At 68.1% G+C, this 17070-nt stretch carries 19 protein-coding genes; 4 read left to right on the top strand and 15 right to left on the bottom strand.

The annotated features are described in order from the left end of the window. Nucleotides 1-31 precede the first annotated feature (31 nt). On the top strand, nucleotides 32-763 hold the full coding sequence (gene fnr, locus ACS5PN_RS06940; protein ID WP_439463704.1) for a fumarate/nitrate reduction transcriptional regulator Fnr: 732 nt from the start codon (nucleotides 32-34) through the stop codon (nucleotides 761-763). Between the two features lie 52 nt (nucleotides 764-815). Here the strand turns inward: fnr and ACS5PN_RS06945 are convergent, their stop codons facing one another. The 4 genes from ACS5PN_RS06945 to ACS5PN_RS06960 form a co-directional block, all read right to left on the bottom strand. Then, nucleotides 816-1160 carry a BON domain-containing protein gene (locus ACS5PN_RS06945; protein WP_439463192.1) on the bottom strand — a complete coding sequence of 115 codons (345 nt, stop codon included), beginning with the start codon at nucleotides 1158-1160 and terminating at the stop codon, nucleotides 816-818. 187 nt (nucleotides 1161-1347) lie between these two features. Continuing rightward, nucleotides 1348-2760 carry a sigma 54-interacting transcriptional regulator gene (locus ACS5PN_RS06950; protein ID WP_439463193.1) on the bottom strand — a complete coding sequence of 471 codons (1413 nt, stop codon included), beginning with the start codon at nucleotides 2758-2760 and terminating at the stop codon, nucleotides 1348-1350. Between the two features lie 16 nt (nucleotides 2761-2776). Next, nucleotides 2777-3244: a hypothetical protein gene (locus ACS5PN_RS06955; RefSeq protein ID WP_439463194.1), complete on the bottom strand. Its 468-nt coding sequence runs from the start codon at nucleotides 3242-3244 to the stop codon at nucleotides 2777-2779. After that, nucleotides 3228-4748, bottom strand: coding sequence for an ATP-binding protein (locus ACS5PN_RS06960; protein ID WP_439463195.1), 1521 nt, complete (start codon nucleotides 4746-4748; stop codon nucleotides 3228-3230). The genes ACS5PN_RS06955 and ACS5PN_RS06960 overlap by 17 nt, the downstream gene beginning before the upstream one ends. 138 nt (nucleotides 4749-4886) lie before the next feature. On the opposite strand from ACS5PN_RS06960, the gene ACS5PN_RS06965 reads away from it, so the two are divergent. Further along, a complete protein-coding gene (locus ACS5PN_RS06965; RefSeq protein WP_439463196.1) occupies nucleotides 4887-6221 on the top strand; it encodes an NAD(P)/FAD-dependent oxidoreductase in 1335 nt (444 codons plus the stop codon). Here ACS5PN_RS06965 and ACS5PN_RS06970 read toward each other — a convergent pair. Genes ACS5PN_RS06970 through ACS5PN_RS07010 form a run of 9 tightly spaced genes read right to left on the bottom strand, consistent with a single transcriptional unit; the run spans nucleotide 6184 to nucleotide 13651 of the window. After that, nucleotides 6184-6474 (bottom strand): hypothetical protein, encoded by a 291-nt coding sequence (locus tag ACS5PN_RS06970; RefSeq protein WP_439463197.1) that lies wholly within the window; start codon nucleotides 6472-6474, stop codon nucleotides 6184-6186. The genes ACS5PN_RS06965 and ACS5PN_RS06970 overlap by 38 nt on opposite strands. Next, a complete protein-coding gene (locus ACS5PN_RS06975; protein ID WP_439463198.1) occupies nucleotides 6471-6719 on the bottom strand; it encodes a hypothetical protein in 249 nt (82 codons plus the stop codon). Before ACS5PN_RS06975 ends, ACS5PN_RS06970 begins: the two co-directional genes overlap by 4 nt. Nucleotides 6720-6736: 17 nt before the next feature. Next, complete coding sequence (ccoG, locus tag ACS5PN_RS06980; RefSeq protein ID WP_439463199.1) at nucleotides 6737-8152, bottom strand: cytochrome c oxidase accessory protein CcoG; 1416 nt, start codon at nucleotides 8150-8152, stop codon at nucleotides 6737-6739. A 2-nt stretch (nucleotides 8153-8154) separates the two neighbouring features. Beyond that, a complete protein-coding gene (gene ccoP, locus ACS5PN_RS06985) occupies nucleotides 8155-9048 on the bottom strand; it encodes a cytochrome-c oxidase, cbb3-type subunit III (RefSeq protein WP_439463200.1) in 894 nt (297 codons plus the stop codon). Continuing rightward, nucleotides 9045-9176 (bottom strand): cbb3-type cytochrome oxidase subunit 3, encoded by a 132-nt coding sequence (locus ACS5PN_RS06990; protein WP_439463201.1) that lies wholly within the window; start codon nucleotides 9174-9176, stop codon nucleotides 9045-9047. The genes ccoP and ACS5PN_RS06990 overlap by 4 nt, the downstream gene beginning before the upstream one ends. Next, nucleotides 9163-9801, bottom strand: a complete 639-nt coding sequence (ccoO, locus tag ACS5PN_RS06995; RefSeq protein ID WP_439463202.1) for a cytochrome-c oxidase, cbb3-type subunit II — start codon at nucleotides 9799-9801, stop codon at nucleotides 9163-9165. Before ccoO ends, ACS5PN_RS06990 begins: the two co-directional genes overlap by 14 nt. Before the next feature lie 10 nt (nucleotides 9802-9811). Then, nucleotides 9812-11260, bottom strand: a complete 1449-nt coding sequence (gene ccoN, locus ACS5PN_RS07000; RefSeq protein ID WP_439463203.1) for a cytochrome-c oxidase, cbb3-type subunit I — start codon at nucleotides 11258-11260, stop codon at nucleotides 9812-9814. Between the two features lie 46 nt (nucleotides 11261-11306). Further along, on the bottom strand, nucleotides 11307-11456 hold the full coding sequence (gene ccoS / locus ACS5PN_RS07005) for a cbb3-type cytochrome oxidase assembly protein CcoS (protein ID WP_439463204.1): 150 nt from the start codon (nucleotides 11454-11456) through the stop codon (nucleotides 11307-11309). After that, nucleotides 11456-13651, bottom strand: a complete 2196-nt coding sequence (locus ACS5PN_RS07010; protein WP_439463205.1) for a heavy metal translocating P-type ATPase — start codon at nucleotides 13649-13651, stop codon at nucleotides 11456-11458. Before ACS5PN_RS07010 ends, ccoS begins: the two co-directional genes overlap by 1 nt. Before the next feature lie 109 nt (nucleotides 13652-13760). Here ACS5PN_RS07010 and ACS5PN_RS07015 point away from each other — a divergent pair, with 109 nt between their 5' ends. Further along, on the top strand, nucleotides 13761-14213 hold the full coding sequence (locus ACS5PN_RS07015) for a cupin domain-containing protein (protein ID WP_439463206.1): 453 nt from the start codon (nucleotides 13761-13763) through the stop codon (nucleotides 14211-14213). Here ACS5PN_RS07015 and ACS5PN_RS07020 read toward each other — a convergent pair. Beyond that, the gene (locus tag ACS5PN_RS07020) at nucleotides 14210-14866 is read right to left on the bottom strand and encodes a glutathione S-transferase family protein (protein WP_439463705.1); all 657 of its coding nucleotides are present in this window, start codon (nucleotides 14864-14866) and stop codon (nucleotides 14210-14212) included. The two genes, ACS5PN_RS07015 and ACS5PN_RS07020, sit on opposite strands and share 4 nt — an antisense overlap. A gap of 164 nt (nucleotides 14867-15030) precedes the next feature. Between ACS5PN_RS07020 and ACS5PN_RS07025 the strand changes: the two genes are divergently transcribed. Then, entirely contained in the window at nucleotides 15031-16245 is a 1215-nt protein-coding gene (locus tag ACS5PN_RS07025; RefSeq protein WP_439463207.1) for a polyhydroxyalkanoate depolymerase, read from the top strand. 215 nt (nucleotides 16246-16460) lie between these two features. On the opposite strand, the gene ACS5PN_RS07030 is transcribed toward ACS5PN_RS07025, so the two are convergent. Next, the gene (locus ACS5PN_RS07030; RefSeq protein ID WP_439463208.1) at nucleotides 16461-17042 is read right to left on the bottom strand and encodes a superoxide dismutase; all 582 of its coding nucleotides are present in this window, start codon (nucleotides 17040-17042) and stop codon (nucleotides 16461-16463) included. Between the last annotated feature and the right edge of the window lie 28 nt (nucleotides 17043-17070).

Raw genomic sequence — 17070 nt, forward strand, 5'->3', positions numbered from 1 at the left:
CCGCGCGATGCCCATGCCGATAATTCCCGACATGGCCACTGCACCCACCACTGTCGAGCCCCTCAAGGTCGCCTGCGCGAGCTGCAATCTGCGCGAACTCTGCCTGCCGGTGGGGCTGAACGCCAGCGAGCTGGACCAGCTGGACGGCCTGGTGGACCGGCGCCGCAACGTAGCACGCGGCGAGCATCTGTTCCGCAACGGCGAGCGCTTCGAGGCGCTCTACGCGGTGCGCACCGGTTTCTTCAAGACCTGCGTCGGCAGCGAGGATGGGCGCGACCAGGTCACGGGCTTCCAGATGGCCGGCGAGCTGCTCGGCCTGGACGGCATCAGCAGCGACCATCACCACTGCGACGCCGTCGCGCTGGAGGACTCGTCGGTCTGCGTCATTCCGTACACGCAGCTGGAGGAGCTGTCGCGCGAGTTCACCGTGCTGCAGCACCAGTTCCACAAGATCATGAGCCGCGAGATCGTGCGCGACCATGGCGTCATGCTGCTGCTCGGCAATATGCGCGCCGAGGAGAGGCTGGCGGCCTTCCTGCTCAATCTGACGCAACGACTGCAGGCGCGCGGCTTCTCGCCGAGCAGCCTGGTGCTGCGCATGACGCGCGAGGAGATCGGCAGCTATCTCGGCCTCAAGCTCGAGACCGTCAGCCGCACCTTCTCCAAGTTCCAGGACGACGGGCTGATGGAGGTCAAGCAGCGCCAGCTGCGCATCCTCAACCAAGCCGGCCTCCAGGCGCTGGTCAACAACAGCCGCTGCTGACGCAAAAAGGCCCCGCGGGGGCGCGCGGGGCCTCGAGATGCAAGGTATGGCGTCAGCCGACCTTGATCTCGCTACGCACTTCCTTCACGCCCGACACGGCCTGCACCAGCAGCACGGCCTTCTGGGCCAGGTCAGCGGTGGGCGCGACGCCCTTCAGGACAACCACGCCGCCGGTGGTGCTGACGGTCAGGGGCAGGGCCTGCAGGTCCTTGTCCTTTTGCAGGGCAGCCTGGGCCTGGCTGGTGATGGCGGCATCGCCGGCCGGCTGGGCCTGCGCCACTTGCTGGACCGGGGCGTCAGCGGGCGCCGGTGCTTGTTCGGCCGCGAAGCTCGCGGTCGCGGCACCCGCCATCAGCGTGGCGGTCAGCAGTCGGGCGAAGGTCGAGGTTTGTCGCATGCAGATCTCCTGAGGATGCGTGAATCGGAAGCAATGCCGGGTGGCACCACTACCGCCTTAGCGCAAAGCCCGTGCCAGCTCTGAAAATCCATTCCAAATCAACCACTTGAGGAATTTCTCACGAACGCGCCGGCGGTCCGCGGGCCGGTTTTGTCGCCGGGTGGCGACAGGCCAGCCCACCGAAACGCTAAGCGCTTGATTCGTCTGACAATTTTCTGTCGCCGGAATCCGACGGCTGAGCTAGGGGGGCCGCATCCGCGCGGAAGAGCTGCGGGTCCAGGCCATGCTTTTGCAGCAGGCGATAGAACTCGGTGCGGTTGCGATCCGCCAGGCGCGCGGCCTCGGCCACCTGGCCCGAGGTCAGCTTCAGCAGCTGGTTCAGGTAGTCGCGCTCGAAGCGCTGCTTGGCATGCTGGTAGTTCAGCACCTCGGCCGGCGGCATCTGCAGCGCGCGCTGCACCTGGGCCAGCGGCACCAGCGGCGCCGTCGCCAGCACGCAGACCTGCTCGACGACGTTGAAGAGCTGGCGCACATTGCCCGGCCAAGGCGCCGTCACCAGGGCCTCCAGTGCATCGGGGGCAAAGCCCTTGACCGGCTTGCGATGCCGCCCGGCCAGCGTCAGCAAAAAATGCTGGGCCAGCAGCGCAATGTCCTCGCGCCTCTCGGCCAGGGCCGGCAGCTGCAGCTTGACGACATTGAGGCGGTAGTAGAGGTCAGGCCGGAACAGGCCCTCGCTCATGGCCAGCTCCAGGTCGCGGTGGGTGGCCGACAGCACGCGCACATCCACCGCCACGGCCTCGTTGCTGCCCACCGGCCGCACGACGCGCTCCTGCAGCACCCGCAGCAGCTTGACCTGCAGGGCCAGCGGCATGTCGCCGATTTCGTCGAGGAAGACCGTTCCCCCCTCGGCCGCCGGGATCAGGCCCTGTCTATGGCCTTGGGCGCCGGTGAAGGCACCCTTCACATGGCCGAACAGTTCCGACTCCAGCAGGGCCTCGGGGATGGCCGCGCAGTTCACTGCGACAAAGGGCTTGCCGGCGCGCGGGCTGGCCTTGTGAATGGCACGGGCCAGCAGCTCCTTGCCCGTGCCGCTGTCGCCAGCGATCAGCACGCTGGCATCGGTGCCCGCCACCAGGCGCGCCTCGGCCAGCACCTCCGCCATGCGCGGACTGCGGCTGATGATTTCGCTGCGCCATGCGCCGTCGCCGTCGAAGGGCGCCGGGCCGGGCCGGTTCAGCAGCAGGGCCTGGTTGATCTTGTCCAGCAGCTCCTTGCCGTCGTAGGGCTTGGTCAGATAGGCATGGGCGCCGCGCGTGGTCGCCTCGACGGCGTCGGGGATGGACCCATGGGCCGTCAACAGGATGACGGGCAGCGAAGGGTGGCGGGCGCGGATCTCGTCGAACAGGGCCAGGCCGTCCAGGCCGGGCAGGCGCACGTCGGTGATGACCAGGGCCGGCAGCTTGACGGCCAGATGGGCGAGTGCGGCCTCTGCACTGGCGACGGCCTGCACGGCGTGGCCGGCCGCGGTCAGCCGCATGGTCATCAGGCGCAGCAGGTCGGTGTCGTCGTCGACGACCAGGATGGCGGCGGGTGTGCTCATGCCCTGCCCTCCTTCCTCAACGCGGCGCCGCGCCAGGCTTGGCGGGCAGGGTCTGCTCGATCGCCTTCAAGGCTTCGAGCTTCTCGTTGAGTTGCTCGTTGCGGCGCTGGCTGTCGCGCAGCTGCTGGTTGAGCTTGTCGACGTTGTCCTGCAGGCGGCGCTGCTCGGCCAGGCGTGCGGCCATCAGCGTGGCCAGTGGCTTCAGCGGTTCGGCTTGCGGGTCACTGGAGCTGGCCAGGGCTTCCAGTTGGGTCGCGGCCTGGGCCTGCTCGGCCGCGCTGCGGCCCTGACCGAGCTGCATGGCCTTTTGCAGATCGGTGGCATACGCCTGCACAGTCTTCAGGCCCTCATCGACAGGCGCGGGAGGCGCCGGCGGCGGCTCGGGGCAGACCGGCGCGGGAGGAGGCGGCGCCAGCGGCATGGGTGCCGGCGTCTGGCAGGCGGCCAGCAACAGCAGGCCGGTGATCTCAAGCAGTCTTCGCATGGGGTATCTCAAGGCGGAAATGGGCGCCGCGCTCGCTGGGCAGCAGGCAGCAGGAGCCGCCATGCGCCTGCACGATCTCGCGCACGATGGACAGGCCGATGCCGCTGCCACGGCGGGCGCCGGGGGGCTGAAGGCGGCCTTGGTAGAAGGGATCGAAGATGCGCTCGACGTCCTCGACCGCGACGCCGCTGCCCTCGTCCAGGCAGTCGATGGCGACGCTCGCCGCGTCCTCGCTCAATCTCAAGATGACGTTGCCACCCGGCGGGCTGAAGCGCACCGCGTTGACCAGCAAATTGGCGAGCACGACACCCAGCTTGTCGCCGTCGACCGCAGCGGTGACATCGACCGCTTCGAGCTGGACTTTCAGCCCCTTGGCCTGCCACAACAGGCGCTGATCGTCGACGACACGCTCCAGCAGAGGCTTCAAGGCCGTCGGGCGGCGGCGCAGCTGCTGAGCATCCGAAGCGAGCGACTGATAGCTCAGCAGGCCCTCGATCTGACGCTGCAGCGCGGCACTGTTGTCACCGAGGATGCGCACGATCTCGACCTGATCGGCCGTCAGCGGCCCGGCCACGCCGTCGCGCAGCAGGGCCGCGCCCTCGCGGATGGAGGCCATGGGCGTCTTCAACTCGTGGGAGATGTGGCGCACGAAGCGGGTCTTGTCGGACTCCAGCGTGGCCAGGCGCTGGCGCAGCCACTCCAGCTGGCGGCCGAGACGGCGCAGGTCCACCGGGCCGCGCACGTCGACGGGCTGGTCGAAACGGTTGTCGCCGAGCCGGCCGATGGCGGTCTCGACATCGGCCAGCGGCCGCAGCAGCCAGCGCCCGAAGCCCAGGCCCAGCAGGACCGCCAGCACGATGGCGCCGACAACGAGGGCGCTGATCAGCCGCCGCTGCTGCTCCAGTTCGGCCAGCACGGCGTCGCTGCGCCTGTCCATGGCCTGCTGGCCTTGCTGCGTCAACGCCTGGTTGAGGCCGTGCATGCGAGCGAACAAGGGGTTCAGGCGTTGCAGGGCAGCTTGTCGGGCGCGACCCGGGTTCTGCAGGATGCGCCAGGCCGCATCGGCCTGAGCACCCCAGTCGGCGAAAAGCTGGCGCGCGGCCGGCTCCGTCAGCGTGTGCGTCAGCTCGGCCTGGGTATCGCGCGCCTCAGCCCAGGCCGCCTGGAAGCGTTCGCGCAAGGCCCCGTCGTCCAGCACCAGGAACTGGCGCGCGCTGCGCTCCATGGCCACGGTGCGCTCGGCCAGGCGCTGCACCTGGGATGTCAGTGTTGCGGCGTCCTGGGAGGCTTCACGGCCTTGCAGAGCCAGATGCTCCAAGGCCAGCATGGCCTGGGCCGCGGCGCCGCCCAGGGCGATGGCGATCAGCAGGAAGACGGCCAGCAGGCCCTGGCGAAAGGACAGGCCACGCAGGCCCTCGCTGCGCAGGCGCTGCCAGGCCGAGTCGGTGGAAGACGTGGGCTCGGAGCTTGAGTGGGCAGGTGCGGAAAGGAAATGGGCGGACATCGTGCAGGCGCGCGCCGCATGCTAAGAGTCCATCCCGCCAGCGGCTCTCCCCAGCTTCGCATCCATTGCAACAGCGCGAAACGGGGCTTGACCCGGAGCATTGCTGCGGCGCAGCAAATGAGGCGTAGGATCGGTTGCATGCGTCCCCAAGTCCTCATCATCGGCTGCGGCTTCGGCGGCCTGGAGGCGGCGCGAGCTTTCTCCGGCTCAGGCGCTGCTGAAGTCGACATCACCGTCGTCGACAAGACCAACCACCACCTCTTCCAGCCCCTGCTCTACCAGGTGGCGACCGCAGGCTTGTCGGCGCCGTCGATCGCGGCACCCATCCGCCACCTCTTCCGCGGCCAGCGCAATGTGACGACGCTGCTCGGCGAAGTCGCCGGCATCGACGCCAACGCCAAGACCGCCACGCTGAAGGACGGCGCCGTGCTGCGCTGGGACCACCTCATCGTCGCCGCCGGCGCCACCCACAGCTACTTCGGCCGCGACGACTGGGCGCAGCACGCGCCTGGCCTGAAGACGCTGGAAGACGCCTTCGAGATCCGCCGCCGCGTGCTGCTGGCCTTCGAGGCGGCCGAGCGCGAGGATGACCCAGCCCGGCGCGCAGCGCTGATGCAGTTCGTCGTGGTCGGCGCGGGGCCGACCGGTGTCGAGCTGGCCGGCACCTTCGCCGAGATCGCCCGCCACACCTTGTCCGGCGAGTTCCGCCGCATCGACCCGCGCCAGGCCAAGGTGCTGCTGGTCGAGGGCGGGCCGCGCGTGCTGGCCGCCATGCCCGAGGCCTTGAGCGAACGCGCCCGCGAGCAGTTGGTGGCCCTGGGCGTGGAGGTGAAGCTGAATGCCCGCGTGACCGGCATCGATGATCAAGGCCTGGACCTGACGACCGCTGGCGGGCCCGAGCGCCTGCACAGCCGCTGCGTCGTGTGGGCTGCGGGCGTGGCCGCGTCACCGCTGGGCCGTGTGCTGGCCGAAGCCACGGGCTGCGCACTGGACCGCGCCGGCCGCGTCGTCGTCGAGCCCGACCTGAGCCTGAAAGGCTTTCCTCACATCCAGGTCATCGGCGACCTGGCCGCGGCGCAGAGCCATGTGGCGGGCCGCGAGCCCAAGCCCGTGCCCGGCGTGTCGCCCGGCGCCAAGCAGATGGGCCGCTGCGCCGCCGCCAACATCAAACGCCGCCTGCGCGGGGAGGCGATCCAGGCCTTCCGCTACAGCGACTACGGCAACCTCGCCACCATCGGCCGCAACAGCGCCGTCGTCGACCTGGGCACGCCGGCAGGCCCGCTGCGCTTCTCGGGCTATTTCGCCTGGCTGTTCTGGCTGTTCGCCCACGTCTACTTCCTGATCGGCTACCGCAACCGCTTCGTCGTGCTGCTGGACTGGGCCTGGGCTTATTGGACCTATGACCGCGGTGCCCGCGTCGTCGCCAACGCGGGCCTCAGCGAGGCCAGCCCGGCGCGTGACGTGAAGGCCTGACGTCATCGGGCAAGCTGACCAACAGCAGTGACAGACTGGCCCCCAGGGCAATGACGGCCCAGAAGATCAGGAAGCTGAGCGTGTAGATCGCCTGCGCCGTCAACTCGATGGGCGTGGCGCCGAACCAGCGCAGCTCGGTCGGGTCAACAACTGCGAAGACCAGAGCCTCCAGCACGCCGGCGCTCAGGAAGGACGACCAGGCCACGGCCATCGCGAAGCGCCTGACGCGTGAGGGGCCGACCGGTCCAGTCATGGCTTCAGGCCAGCGGTGCCGGTGGCGGCGTGATTGCGGGCGGTCAGCGCCGGCACGGAATCGTTGCTGCGCAGGTCGGCCACGTCGTCGGCGGCCACGGCGTGGCGCAGTTCCAGCGGCGGGTCGGGATGCCGGATGGCCAGGGCCAGCGTGAAAAAGCTGGCGACGACGACGGCTGTCGGGCCGGCCACGACCAGCCAGACCATGGGCTGGCGCCAGGGCGATGTCGAAGGGATTGAGCGCATCGGGTTCTCCTGCCGCCTCAGCGCGGCACGACAAAGGTGGATTTCTCGGCAACGGTCTCGCCATCGGCCTCGCGCCGGATGCGCCACTGCAGTGGATGCGCGCCGGCTTTGAGCGCCTGGGCTGCCTCGGGCGGCATGCGCAGCGACACCGCCACCCAGCGCGCCCCGGCCGGTCCGACCTCGACCGTCGTCTCCTGGGTGAGTTGCAGACTGGGCAGGCCATCGGCCGCCAGGCGGTAGCGCTGCGTCGCCTCGGTGGCGTTCATGATCTGCAGGCGGTAGACGTTCTCGATCCAGCCGTCTTCCACCAGCCGAGCCAGCGAGGCGCGGTCGCGCACCACGTCGACGCGGAAGCTGTGGCGCGAGGCCAGGCTGACCAGCGCACCGGCGCAGATCAGCAGCAGCACGATGCCGTAGACCAGCACGCGGGGCCTGAAGAGGCGGCGCCAGTGCTGGGCGCGCGTCAGCTGCTGCGACATGCCGTTCTCGGTGTCGTAGCGGATCAGGCCACGCGGCGTGCCCATCTTGTCCATCACGCCATCGCAGACGTCGATGCAGGCCGCGCAGCTGATGCATTCGTACTGCAGGCCGTCGCGGATGTCGATGCCGGTCGGGCAGGCCTGTACGCAAAGACCGCAGTCAATGCAGTCGCCCACGGTCTCGGCGCGCCTGTTCTGGTCACTGCCCTTCTTGCCGCGCTGGGCGTTCTTGCCGCGGGGTTCGCCACGCACCGGGTCGTAGCCGATGATCAAGGTGTCGCGGTCGAACATGGCGCTCTGGAAGCGCGCATAGGGGCACATGTATTTACAGACCTGCTCGCGCATATAGCCGGCGTTGCCATAGGTCGCGAAGCCGTAGAACAGCACCCAGAAGGCTTCCCAGGGTCCCAAGCCCAGGCTCAGCACCTCGGCGCCCAGCGTGCGGATGGGCGTGAAGTAGCCGACAAAGCTGAAGCCGGTCCACAGGCCGATGGCGATCCACGCCAGCTGCTTGCCTGTCTTGCGCCCCAGCTTGCCGAAGGACCAGGGGCCTTTCTCCAGCCGAAGCCGTGCATTGCGGTCGCCCTCGAACCAGCGCTCCACGAGCATGTAGATCTCGGTGTAGACCGTCTGCGGGCAGGCATAGCCGCACCAGACCCGCCCCGCCACGGCCGTGAACAGGAACAGCGCAAAGGCCGACACCATCAGCAGCACCGCGAGGTAGACAAAGTCCTGCGGATACAGCACCAGGCCGAAGACATAGAAGCGTCGCGCAGCCAGGTCGAAGAGGACGGCCGGGCGGTCACCCCAGCTCAGCCAGGGCAGGCCGTAGAAGACTGCCTGCGTCACGGTCACCAGGGCCCAGCGCCAGCGCGCGTAGAAGCCGTCCACCGCGCGTGGGTGGATCTTGTCCTCGGAGCGGTAGAGCCGGATGACGGCTTCCGAATCGGCCATGGCTAGTTGCTCAGGCCCCAGACATAGGCCGCCAGCACCTTGATCTGCTCCGGCGTCAGCCGCTCGCCATGGGCCGGCATCACGTTGTGCTTGCCGTTGTTGACCATGGCCATGACGGCTTCCTCGCCCCAGCCGTGCAGCCAGACCTTGTCGCTGAGGTTGGGCGCGCCGAGGGCCGGGTTGCCCTGGCCGCGCGGTCCATGGCAGGCCGCGCAGGCCGTGAACCTGGGCTTGCCCAGTTGGGCATACAGCGGGTTGTGCGGGCTGCCCGACAGCGACAACACGTAGTGGGCGACGTTGCGCACGTCCTCGCTGGTGCCGACGGCCGCTGCCATCACCGGCATATTGCCTTCGCGACCCTGCGTGATGGTCTCGGTGATGGTCTCGAAGCTGCCGCCCCACAGCCAGTCCTTGTCGGTCAGGTTGGGGAATCCCTTGCTGCCCTTGGCATCGGCGCCATGACATTGGGCGCAGTTGTTGGCGAACAGGCGCTCGCCGATGGCGTGGGCCTTGGGATCCTTGGCCAGTTGCTCGGGCGTCAGGTTGGCAAAGCCGGCGTAGACCGGCGCCATGGCCGCGCGCGCCTGAGCAAGGTCGGCCGCATGCTCGGTCGTGCTCGTCCAACCGAGCTTGCCGCTGATGCTGCCCAGGCCCGGATAGAGGGCCAGATAAATGCCAGAGAACACCACGGTCAGCACGAACAGACCCATCCACCACAGCGGCAAGGGGTTGTTCAGCTCGCGCAGGTCTTCGTCCCAGACATGGCCCGTCGTGTTGTCGGCCGCCGAGGGCTGGCGACGGCTGGCGATCAGCAGCAAGACGATGCAGGCGACCAGGCCCAGCACCGTGGCCGCGGCGACAAAGATGGACCAGCCGGGGCTGATGAAGTCACTCATTGGTCATCCCCCAACAGCGGCAGCTCGGCGGCAGCCTCGAAGCGGCCGCGCCAGGCCCAGACGACGATGCCGATGAAGACGGCCAGCGACACCAGGGTCACGGCCACGCGCAGTTCATTGATTCCCACGGGGTGCCTCCTTTCCGGCAGTACCGAGCACCTGCAGATAGGCGACCAGCGCATCCAGCTCGGTCTTGCCGGCGGCCGCCTGCGGCGCGTCCTTGATCTCGGCGTCGCTGTAGGGCGCGCCCAGGGTGCGCAAGGCGCTCATGCGGGTCGGCAGGCCGGCGGCGTCGACCGACGCGCTGGCCAGCCAGGTGTAGGCCGGCATGTTGGACTCCGGCACCACGTCGCGCGGATTGTTGAGGTGGATGCGGTGCCAGTCGTCGCTGTACTTGCCGCCGACGCGGTGCAGGTCGGGGCCGGTGCGCTTGCTGCCCCACTGGAAGGGGCGGTCATAGACGAACTCGCCGGCCTTGGAGTACTCGCCATAGCGCAGGGTCTCGGCCAGCAGCGGACGGATCATCTGCGAGTGGCAGTTGTAGCAACCCTCGCGGATGTAGATGTCGCGGCCGGCGACCTGCAGGGCCGTGTAGGGCTTGAGGCCGGGAGCCGGCTGCGTCGTCGAGCGCTGGAAGAACAAGGGCACGATCTCGACGAAGCCGCCGACGAAGACAGTCAGCAGCACGAGGACGATCATCAGCAGGTTGCTGGTCTCGATGCGTTGGTGGCCGGTGTAGCGTTCAGTAGTCATGCGGCCTCCTTCAAGCGTGGACCAACGTAGGTTGTGGAATGCGCACCAACTGCGGTTTGCCCGCCTGCATGGTCTTCACCACGTTCCAGGCCATCACCAACATGCCGGCGAGATACAGCAGCCCGCCGAGCAGTCGCGCCACATAGAAGGGCCAGGTCGCCTTGACGCTCTCGACGAAGGTGTAGACCAGGGTGCCGTCGGGGTTGACCGCCCGCCACATCAGCCCCTGCATGACGCCGGCGATCCACATCGCGGCGATGTAGAGCACGATGCCCAGGGTCGCGATCCAGAAGTGCAGCTCGATGGCGCGCTTCGAATACATCTCCGTGCGGCCAAACATGCGCGGGATCAGGTGGTAGAGCGATCCCATCGAGATCAGCCCGACCCAGCCCAGGGCGCCGGCATGCACATGGCCGACGGTCCAGTCGGTGTAGTGCGACAGCGCGTTGACCGTCTTGATCGACATCATCGGCCCCTCGAAGGTGGCCATGCCGTAGAAGGACAGCGCCACGATGAGGAACTTCAGGATGGGGTCGTCGCGCAGCTTGTGCCAGGCCCCGCTGAGCGTCATGACGCCGTTGATCATGCCGCCCCAGCTCGGCGCCAGCAGCACCAGGCTGAACAGCATGCCCACGCTCTGCGCCCAGTCCGGCAGGGCCGTGTAGTGCAGGTGGTGGGGGCCCGCCCACATATAGGTGAAGATCAGCGCCCAGAAGTGGACGATGGACAGGCGGTAGCTGTAGACGGGGCGCTCGGCCTGCTTGGGAATGTAGTAATACATCATCCCGAGGAAGCCCGCGGTCAGGAAGAAGCCCACCGCGTTATGGCCGTACCACCACTGCACCATGGCGTCCTGCACGCCGGCATAGGCCGAATAGCTCTTCCAGAAGCTGACCGGCAGCACCGCGCCGTTGACCAGGTGCAGCAGGGCCACGGCGAGGATGAAGCCGCCGAAGAACCAGTTGGCCACGTAGATGTGGCGGATCTTGCGCCGCCCCACGGTGCCGAAGAAGACGATGGCATAGGCCACCCAGGCGATGGTGATGAGCACGCCGATGGGCCACTCCAGCTCCGCGTACTCCTTGCCGCGCGTGATGCCCAGCGGCAGCGTGATGGCCGCGCCGACGATGACGGCCTGCCAGGCCCAGAAGTGGAACCAGGCGAGCATCGGCGCGAACAGCCGCGTCTGGCCGGTGCGCTGCACGACGTGATAGCTGGTGGCCATCAAGGTGCAGCCGCCGAAGGCGAAGATGACGGCGTTGGTATGCAGGGGCCGCAGGCGGCCGTAGCTCAGCCAGGGGATGCCGGCGCCGAGCTCCGGCCAGGCCAGCTGGGCGGCGATGAAGACACCCACCGCCATGCCCACCACGCCCCAGAGCACGGCGGCCAGCGCAAAGGCGCGTACCGGTCCGTCTTCGTAGGTCGTCACGGCCGCTGCCGGGACTCTGTCGTTCGCCATCGCGACTCCTTCAGTCTGATGCAAACGATTCTTCGTGGACGGGGCTTCAGCCGCCTTGATCCTCGTCAAGCAGGATGCGTTCAGCCTCGTTTTCAAAGCCGTCGAGTTGTCCGGAGTTCACGGCCCAGCCGAACACGGCCACGATGAGCAGCACCAGGACGACGGAGAACGGGATGAGGAGGTAGAGGATGTCCATCAGCGGTTGAGGCGTTGCGCGTTGAGGACGACGAAGAGGGAACTGGCGGCCATGCCGATGCCGGCGGCCAGCGGCGGCAGCCAACCCGTGAGCGCCAACGGTACGCAGGCCAGGTTGTAGAGCGCCGCCCAGGCGAGGTTCTGGCGCAGCACGCGACGCGTCTGGTGCGCCAGCTTCAATGCGCAGGGGATGGCCGTCAGGCGGTTGGACACCAGCAGCGCATCGGCCGCGCTGCGCGCCAGCATGGCGCCCTGCCCCATCGCGATGCGTACATCGGCGGCGGCCAGCACCGGCGCGTCGTTGATGCCGTCACCCACCATCAGCACCCGCTCTCCCCGTGCTTGCCAGTCGCGCAGCGCGGCCAGCTTGGATTCGGGCGTGGCGCCGGCCTGCCAATGGGCGATGTCCAGCTGATGGGCCATGCGCGCGACCGCAGCAGGCTGGTCGCCGGACAGCAGGCGCACGCGCCTGCTCTGGGCCCGCAAGGCCTTGATCGCTTCGGCTGCATCAGGGCGTGGCACTTCAGCCAGATCCAGCCACAGCACGCAATCGCCGCAGCCAAAGGCGAGCTGCGCGGCGGAATCAGGCCGCTCGCTGACCCAGGCCGGCGCGCCCAGGCGCCACAGCTGGCCGCTCGCATCACGCGCCTCGATGCCCCGCCCGGCCACTTCGTGCACCTCGACCCAGATGCCCGCATCGCCCGCTATCGCCTGCGCATGCGGGTGACGCGACAGCGCGGCCAGGCTGCGCGCCACGGCCAGCAGCGCATCGGCATCTGCACCTCGGGCCCAGTGACGGCGCAGTTGCAGCCGGTCCTCGCTCAGCGTGCCGGTCTTGTCGAAGACGACGGTGTCCACAGCGCACAGGCGCTCCAGCGCCGACAGGTCCGCCAGCAGCAACCCACGTCGCGCCAGCGCGCCGCTGGCCGTGAGCCACGCGGCTGGTGCAGCCAGCGTCAGCGCACAGGGACAGGTCACGATAAGCACGGCGACAGCGATGGGGATCGCGCGCGACGGTTCCACCCACCACCAGGCCAGGCCCGCCGCGAGCGCGAGCAGCAATACCGCGGCCGTAAAGCCTGTTGCAACGCGCTCGACCAGGCCGTTCGCCAGCGGCCGCTGGCTCTGCGCCTGCTGCATCAGCCGCACGATGCCCTGAGCCGTGGTGTCGGCACCGATGCGCTGCACGCTGATGATCAGTGAGCCGTCCAGATTGATGCTGCCGGCCACGACGGCATCGCCCAGCGCCTTGGCGACCGGCGCGGACTCTCCCGTCAGCAGCGCCTCGTTCACAAACCCCTGGCCCGACAGCACACGGCCGTCCGCCGCAAAGGCCTCGCCGGCTGCGACGCGCAGGCGGTCACCCACACGCAGAGCCTCGGGTGGCACGCGTTCGCTCGTGCCATCCTCGTTCAAGCGCTCGGCCGCCGTCGGCAGCGCGCCTGACACCGCTTCCAGCGCCTCCGCCGCACGATGGCGAGCGCCCAGCTCGAACCAGCGCGCCAGCAGCAGCAGCGCGATGAACATGGTCAGCGAATCGAAATAGACCTCGTGGCCGAAGGGACCGCCGGGATCGAACAATGCCCCGGTGCTGGCGACAAAGGTGACGGCAATGCCCAGCGCCACCGGCACATCCATGCCCAGGCGGCCGGCCCGCAACTGCCGCCACGCGCCGCTGAAGAAAGGCCCGGCCGCGAACACCAGCACCGGCAGGGTCAGCACCCAACTGCCCCAGCGCAGCAGGCGGTCCAGGTCGGGCGCAAGCTCGCCCGAGCCGGCGACATAGGCCGGCGTCGCCAGCATCATGACCTGCATCATCAGAAAGCCCGCGACGAAGAGGCGCCACAACGCCCGCCGCTTCTCCTGACGGCGCAGCTCACGCGCCGGCGCGGCGACGTCGGGCGTGGCGCCGTAACCCGCCGCCCGCAGGGCCGCCATCACATCGGCCAGTGCGAGCTGCGACGGCAGCCACTGCAGCGCGAGGCGCGCCGAGGCCGGGTTGACGTTGGCGCTGCGCACGCCAGGCAGTTTCAGCAGCGCCGCCTCGACGAGCCCCGCGCAGGCCGCGCAATGCATGCCCGACACCTGGAATTGCGACAGGGCCGTGCCGTCCGGGCCATCGGGCCAGGTCGTGAAGGGTGCGAGTTGGCAGGCGGCGGCGGCGGCCGCACCCAGGCCTGGAGGTGGAGTACTCACGCCGCCAATCTAGGTGGCGGGCCCGGCCCCGGCCATGACCTGGATCAAGCTTTGGCGGGAACGCATATTGCGTGTGCCCTATGCCTGCAGTTTTTCAGGAGGCTTGGTCATGTCGGATCTGTCGATACCCGTGGACGCCGCCAACGATGCGTCCGCCACGCGGTTCTCCCACGTCAAGCCCGGGGACACGCCCTGGCGCAGCGACGGGCTCAGAGATTTCTTCCTCTACCGCGACCTCGGCGTGGCCGAAGCCACCGGTGGCAAGGTCATTGCGCACCTTGTGAAGGCGAACATGGCCCCTGAAAAGGGCACGGGATGGCACCGCCATGAGGCGCAGTTCCAGATCGTGCTGATGACCAAGGGCTGGGCCAAGTTCATGTACGGCGACCAGGTGACCCTCGTCGAAGCCGGCGACTGCGTGCACCAGCGCCCCGGCATCGTGCACTACCTGTTCGACTACTCGCCGGACATGGAGTATCTGGAGATCGTGTCGCCGGCCGACTTCAAGACGGTGGACATGCCGGCGCCCTGCGACGTTCCCATCCCCACGCCCTGGTCTTAGAAATCCATGTGGAGCTGCTCGATCTCGTCGGGCTCCAGCTGCGCAGCGGCCGCCCACTCCTTGAGTTCGGGCATGGCGCTGATGGTTTTGCAATAGGCCATGCAGGCAGGGTTCAGCGGCACGTCATAGGTCGTGAAGCGTGTGACGACCGGCGCGAAGAAGGCGTCGGCGGCGCCGCGCCTGGCGCCGAAAAGATAGGGGCCGCCGTAGCGGGCCAGGCAGTCGGTCCAGATCTCGGTGATGCGCTCGATGTCGGGCCGGGCGCCGGCCCAGATCTTGTGGCGCGGGAAATGACCCTTGAGGTTCATCGGCAGCGAGGCGCGCAGATTGGCAAATCCCGAGTTCATCTCGCCGCAGATGGCACGCGCATGGGACCGGGCCACGCGCTCGGCCGGCCACAGCCCGGCCTTGGGAAAGCTCTCGTTCAAGTACTCGGCGATGGCCATGTTGTTCCAGACCGTGACGCCGTCGTGGCGCAGGCAGGGCACGCGGATGGACGGGGCCAGCAGCAGCAGCTCCTTGCGCGCATCCTCGTCGTCGGGCGAGACCATGATCTCCTCGAAGGCCAATCCGGCAAAGCGCGTCAGCAGCCAGCCGCGCAGCGACCAGGACGAATAGTTCTTGCTGCTCAGCGTCAGCGTGGCGGCGGCCACCGCGGACCTGGATTTGACGGCCTTGCGGGCTGCGGGCTTGGTCGGCGTGGCAACAGGCATGAGCGTCTCCTTGGCGTTCAGTTCAGCCATCTCGTCGCAAGCCCCATGCCATGCTGGCGCGCTCCTTGCGTTGTCCATGGCATCCCGGCCTTGCAGGAGCAGCCATGTACCCCGCCTACCAGGCCCACAGCGATCTGATGTGGCCGCTGCGCGCGGCCACGCGCATGTCGACATCGTTTCTGCAGCAGTCGGCCATCGCCGACACCGGCTGGCTGCCGGCCCGCCAGATGTCGGCCGCCGGCAAGGTCTTCGAACTGGCCCAGATCACCCACACCCGCCCGCCCTGGCGCATCGGCGAGATCGTCAGCGGCGACGAGCGCTGGGCCGTCACCGAAGAGGCCACGCTGACCACGCCCTTCGGCACCCTGCTGCGCTTTCGCAAGGAAGGCGCACCGGCACAACCCAAGGTCATGGTGGTGGCGCCGATGTCGGGCCATTTCGCCACCCTGCTGCGCGAGACGGTGCGCACCCTGCTGCAGGACCACGATGTCTATGTCACCGACTGGCACAACGTGCGCGATGTGCCGTTGACGGCCGGCCGCTTCGGTCTGGACGAGTACACCGGGCACCTGATCGACTTTCTCGCTGCCATCGGTCCGCAGGCCCACGTGGTGGCCGTCTGCCAGCCCTGCGTCAGCGCGCTCGCGGCCGTTTCAGTGATGGCCGAGGACGATGACCCCGCCACGCCCGCCAGCCTGACGCTGATGGCCGGCCCCATCGACTGCCGGGTCAGCCCCACGGCTGTCAACGATCTGGCCACCAGCAAGCCGATCGAGTGGTTTCGAAAGAACCTCATCAGCCATGTGCCCTGGCAGCACGCCGGCGCGGGGCGGCGCGTCTACCCGGGCTTTGTGCAGCTGTCGGCCTTCATGAGCATGAACAAGGACAGGCACAGCAATGCCTTCAAGGACTATTACAAGCACCTGGTCGCCGACGAGTTCGACAAGGCCGAGGTGACGCGCATGTTCTACGAGGAATACCTGGCCGTGGCCGACCTGGCGGCCGAGTTCTATCTGGAGACGGTCGAGCGCGTCTTCCAGACCTATGACCTGCCGCGGGGCGAGATGATGTTCAAGGGCCGCCGCGTGAACCCGGCGGCCATCCGTCGCACGGCGCTGCTGACCGTCGAGGGCGAGCGCGACGACATCTGCTCGGTGGGGCAGACGCTGGCAGCCCAGGATCTCGCGAGCAGCCTCAAGGCCTATATGCGCACCCACTACATCCAGCCCAATGTGGGCCACTACGGCGTGTTCAGCGGACGGCGTTGGCAGCACCAGGTCTATCCGCTGGTGCGGCACGTCATTCAAGTCTCGCAGTAGTGAAGCCCCTCGCCCGGTCTCGCCACGCTGAACGCGGGCGTGCCCAGTCGGTCCCCCGTGGGGACGTCGATGCTCGCGGCATCGAACCGCGAGCACATCGCCCACCGGGCCGGCTCGGGAGCGGCCCAGCGCTCGGCCCGAAAAACCGAGACCTCAGCTGAGCTCGCCAATGCAAAAGGCCGGCAAGTGCCGGCCTTTTGTCGAGCGCTTCGCGATCAGGCGAAGTTGGCTTCGGCGAACTGCCAGTTGACCAGGTTCGACAGGAAGGTCTCGACGAACTTCGGGCGCAGGTTGCGGTAGTCGATGTAGTAGGCGTGTTCCCACACGTCGACGGTCAGCAGGGCCTTGTCGGCGGTGGTCAGCGGCGTGCCGGCGGCGCCGGTGTTGACGATGTCGACCGTGCCGTCAGCCTTCTTGACCAGCCAGGTCCAGCCCGAACCGAAGTTGCCGACGGCGCTCTTGACGAAGGCTTCCTTGAAGGCGGCGTAGCTGCCCCACTTGGCGTTGATGGCCTCAGCCAGCGCGCCGCTGGGCTCGCCACCGCCTTGCGGCTTCATGCAGTTCCAGAAGAAGGTGTGGTTCCAGATCTGGGCCGAGTTGTTGTAGATGCCGCCGGAGCTCTTCTTGATGATCTCCTCGAGCGTCATCGACTCGAACTCGGTGCCCTTCTGCAGGTTGTTGAGGTTCACGACATAGGCGTTGTGATGCTTGCCGTGGTGGAACTCCAGCGTCTCCTTGCTGTAGTGCGGAGCCAGCGAGTCGATGGGGTAAGGCAGCGGGGGCAGCGTGTGTTCCATGGTGTGAACCTCAAGTGTTGGGGGGGAA

The organism is Roseateles sp. NT4, from assembly GCF_051857475.1.
Lineage (GTDB): Bacteria > Pseudomonadota > Gammaproteobacteria > Burkholderiales > Burkholderiaceae_C > Pelomonas.